Origin of the sequence: Nodularia sp. UHCC 0506, assembly GCF_034931045.1 — a bacterium.
GTDB lineage: Bacteria > Cyanobacteriota > Cyanobacteriia > Cyanobacteriales > Nostocaceae > Nodularia.
This window is the reverse complement of the sequence record NZ_JAYGHH010000094.1, coordinates 1-4,582: the sequence shown is the minus strand read 5'-3', so window position 1 is coordinate 4,582 and position 4,582 is coordinate 1. Positions and strand designations below refer to the sequence as shown.

The 4,582-nt window shown below is 42.4% G+C and carries 4 protein-coding genes; all 4 read right to left on the bottom strand.

The window, feature by feature from the left end:
- Positions 1-291: 291 nt before the first annotated feature.
- Entirely contained in the window at positions 292-879 is a 588-nt protein-coding gene (locus VB654_RS25010) for an AraC family transcriptional regulator (protein WP_323216532.1), read from the bottom strand.
- Between the two features lie 95 nt (positions 880-974).
- Positions 975-2,588, bottom strand: a complete 1,614-nt coding sequence (locus tag VB654_RS25005) for an NAD(P)H-quinone oxidoreductase subunit 4 (RefSeq protein WP_323216533.1) — start codon at positions 2,586-2,588, stop codon at positions 975-977.
- A 251-nt stretch (positions 2,589-2,839) separates the two neighbouring features.
- Positions 2,840-3,352, bottom strand: coding sequence for a hypothetical protein (locus VB654_RS25000; protein ID WP_323216531.1), 513 nt, complete (start codon positions 3,350-3,352; stop codon positions 2,840-2,842).
- Between the two features lie 79 nt (positions 3,353-3,431).
- Positions 3,432-4,358, bottom strand: a complete 927-nt coding sequence (thrB, locus tag VB654_RS24995) for a homoserine kinase (protein WP_323216530.1) — start codon at positions 4,356-4,358, stop codon at positions 3,432-3,434.
- Positions 4,359-4,582 lie beyond the last annotated feature (224 nt).

Genomic DNA, 4,582 nt, shown 5'->3' with positions numbered 1-4,582 from the left:
AATGATGTGTTCTTCTCTTTCTACCTTGACATTTTCTCCGAGAACAGATTGGAAAATTATTAATTCTTGCTCACATAACCCTGTACAAGCTGTAGCCGCAGCACAAATGGGACAGTGATTTTCAATTAAGAGGAAAGAACCATCTTCTAAGGTTTGACTCTGGGCCATGTATCCTTCATGCGATCGCAATTCCACTAAAACTGCTAATCTTTCTGCTAGTGAATTAAAACTGCATATTTGTGCTTGATACGTGGCTAGATGAAGCCTATTCAGCAGCTATTTAATCACTGCTCATGATTTCTCAACCGCCGCTTTTAGTTCCATCAGGTATGTATCAATTAACCGATCCGGAAAAGAAAAAATTCTTGATATTATCCGCAAGATGGGACTTTGAATATAAATAGTTTCGCTGAATTCTACCATCGTTCCGCTAGGAGATGCAACAAAAATTCCTACCCAAGTACCACTGAATCCTTGACGAGAAATAAACTGAATCTCAAACTGGGTGTTCGGCTGTTGATGACGAACTTGGAAATCAATGACTGTACCAGTGGTTGTTTCTTCAGTCCAAGCATCACCTGATAGTTGCACCCTCACACTTTTAATATCTTTGCGCCATCTAGTTTGTGCTGCTACATCGGTCACTGTAACGCGCAATCTCCGGGCAGCTCGTTCCAACTTTAAGCGTCTAACATACTCAAGAATAGATTCGCCTGTGACACCACGAAAAACTCGATGAAAATGGTGAGGTGACAAGTTTGCCACTTTAGACAATTGCACTGGCGATAGCTTTTCAGCAAGATGGTGGGCAATGTACTCCTGCACTCGCAGCACTCGTCTGGAATACTCGACCTGCGTTTGTTCTTTCTTCGGCAGCATACAAATAATAACTAATAAGGATGGTTAAAAAACCACCCTTATATTCCCCTCATATTTAGAATTAACTTACAGCACTATCGTTTTAGGACTTATATTTACTCTGAGATATTAACTAAAGTATCAACTTGAGATGAAGCTAAGGTTGGTGCAGTGAAGATAGTCGAGTACAGACTTGCGGGTTGCTGACGAGCGAAAACTGGTAGAACTTGACGGGCGTGGGCTGCTAATTCTACTGCCTTCACATCATAAGTCTGCGTAACTAACTTGGGATAGAAACCGATACCGATGATGGGAATGATCAAACAAGCGGTGATAAACAATTCACGAGGTTTGATATCAGCAACTACAGTGTCTAGATGTAATTCTGCGTTTTGTTCGCCGTAGAACACTTGGCGCAGCATAGACAGTAAGTAAATTGGAGTTAAAATTACACCAACCGCCGACAACACGATGACTACAATTTTGAAGCTGGAACTGTAAACATCGCTGGAGGCGATACCGAGGAACACCATCAACTCACCCACAAAACCACTCATTCCGGGTAAAGCGAGAGAAGCCATTGCCCCAATTGTAAACACTGCAAAGGTTCTAGGCATTACTTTAGCCATACCGCCCATTTTGTCCATCATTAAGGTGTGGGTACGTTCGTAAGTTACACCAGACAAGAAGAACAAACTAGCGGCAATCAAGCCGTGGGAAACCATCTGTAATACAGCACCGCTAATCCCAATCTCTGTATAAGAGGCAATACCGATTAAGACAAATCCCATGTGGGCAATTGAAGAGTAAGCCAAGCGGCGTTTGAGGTTGGTTTGGGCAAAGGCGCAGCAAGCACCGTAGACAATATTTACTACACCTAATACTGCTAGGACTGGTGCAAAGTAAACATGGGCATTAGGTAACATTTCAACGTTGAAGCGGATGAGTGCATAACCACCCATTTTTAACAATACACCAGCCAAAATCATAGAACCAGGTGCAGATGCTTCACCGTGGGCATCAGGTAGCCAGGTGTGTAAGGGGAAGATGGGCATCTTCACACCGAAGGCAATTAAGAAACCGGCATAAGTTAACAGTTCTAAAGCTTTGGGGTATTGCTTCATTCCCAGAGTTGCCATGTCGAAGGTGACTGTATCTCCTGAGAATGCCATTGCAAAGCCAGCTACCAAGATAAATATTGATGCTGCGGCTGTATAGAGAATAAATTTAGTAGCTGCGTAACGGCGTTTTGCTCCTCCCCAGATGGAAATTAGCAAATACACAGGTACTAACTCGATTTCCCACATTAAGAAGAATAACAGCAAGTCTTGGGCGACAAATACGCCTATCTGGGCGCTGTACATCACCAACATTAACGCATAAAACAATCGCGGCTTAGTGGTGACTTTCCATGCCGCGAAGATTGCTAGTGTGTTAATTAAGCCGGTTAACAAAAGTAAGGGCATCGATAAACCATCAACACCGACAGACCAGTTTAAACCCAACTGTGGAACCCAGGCATAGTTTTCTACGAGTTGCAGTGTGGGGTTTTGGAAGTCGTAGCTATACCAAAAGGCATAAATTATCAGGGCAAAATCGGCGATCGCTACTCCCAAACCATACCACCGAACGGTTTTTCCTTCTTTGTCTGGGATTAAAGGGATGGCTAAGGCAGCCACCAGGGGTAATAAAATTATGGCTGACAGCCAAGGAAATTCAATAGCATTCATTAGTTCTGACAATCGATTTACCTTTTTGGTTATGATTTCATTATATGAAGGAATTTGTAGTTTTGTAAATGTTATTTATCCCTAATAACTACTTTTTGAGAAAATTATAGGAATAAATACTCATCAATTCCTGTCAAAACTATTCTAAATGTAAACTTTTGCAACGTCAATACAAAATAATATAAAAAAAGGTGACTAAAGTCACCAATTAAAGTTATGATATGTAGCGTTTTAGATAAATATGGTCGATTTCAGACAATTCGATTCACAATTGACCAGACTTCGCCATCTGAACGCACATAAGGCACTGAGATAGTCTTAAACCCTGTAATAAAGGGCTTGTAGTACACCTGCCAATACATGGGACTCAAATAATCAGCAGAAGATTTCAACAGACGGATTTCTGTGGACAGTTCCGCCGCTAATTGATTAATGCGTTGGGCATGAACCTGAGCTACTTCTCTAGCTGCTTCTAACTCCTGGTCTTGGGTAAGTTGTGGGGATTCTTTTTGCCAATGTTCTAATTGTGCTTGTTTGTATTGTCGCTGTATTTCCAGTGCGGCGATCGCATCGTCTATACCCTTGAGTTCTACAGATAATTGGGGATTTTCTCTGGCTTGGCGGCGACAAGCTTCCACCATTGCTGAAGGTGAATCATTCTTGCCAGATAATACATTATTAATAGTTAGCGTCGCCCGTTCTTGCTGGAGTGCCTGAATCTGTGAGTTGAGAATGGTAATTTCTGTATGAATTTGGTTAATCATTACGGTTTATCCTTGGTAGAGCAACAGACAGGGCGCTGAGGACATGACAAAAATCTCAAACCAATTCACAGCAAGTATTTCACTTTTGACTTGTGCTATGGCTTGCACCTTGGGTATCCAGAGAAAGCGATCGCACTATGGCTGTAATTCCGGTTTCTTGCCAAGCTGATAACATTGCCGCTTCTACAGCTTGAGAATGCAACTGATCTACTAAAGCTAACAGTGTCGGCCCTGCACCACTAATTACCATGCCATAGGCACCGGCTTTGATTGCAGCTGCTTTTACAGCATCGTAACCAGGAATCAAAGCTTGGCGATATGGTTGATGCAACTTATCTTGTAAAGCTGTGCTTAACCATTCTCCCTTACCTGTTTGCAAACCGCGCAACAATAACCCCAAATGTGCTGTATTAAAAATTGCATCTGCACGAGTGACTTGGGTGGGTAAAACTTGCCGTGCTTCACTGGTGGAAAGCTCAAAATCTGGAATAGCTACCACTGGGACAATATCTTCATCCCAAAGAATATCGCAAATCGCCCAATTATCAGCACTGGTAGCAGCGAGGCGACATCCTCCCAACAGCGCTGGAACTACATTATCAGGATGTCCTTCCATTGCGATCGCTAATTCCATCACCTGTAACTGACTCAAAGGCGCACCCGCCAGTTGATTCGCACCGACTAAACCCCCGACAATGGCTGTCGCTGAACTACCCAAACCTCTCGCCAAGGGTACACCAAGCTGGATTTCCATTCTTACCGATGGCGGTATCTGTCCTATATATTGATATAACTTGAGAAAAGCCTGATAGAGCAGATTACTTTCATCAGTTTGTACTTTTTCAGCTTCTGCACCTGTGACAGCAATAATTAATCCACCCTCATCTAAGCGAGTGAATTTGAATTTGTTGTACAGCGTTAAGGCTGCACCAATACAGTCAAAACCAGGCCCCAAGTTAGCTGTAGTGGCGGGAACGGTAACAGTGATACTAGAAATAACAGACATCTGCAAATACTCTCCAATCATCAACCAGCATCTCATGTAAAGGGTTGATTTGCTCAAGAGTCTTGCTAATTGCAGCACGGTATGATTTGTAAAATTTAATATATGAGTGAGCGATCGCTCTGGTAGTTTACAAAATTAATCCAGGAGTAAATACTCTTAGGGAAGTTTTTTCTTGTTCTCAATGCCGGAATTTATGGCAAATGTAATGTATTTTTAGATATTTT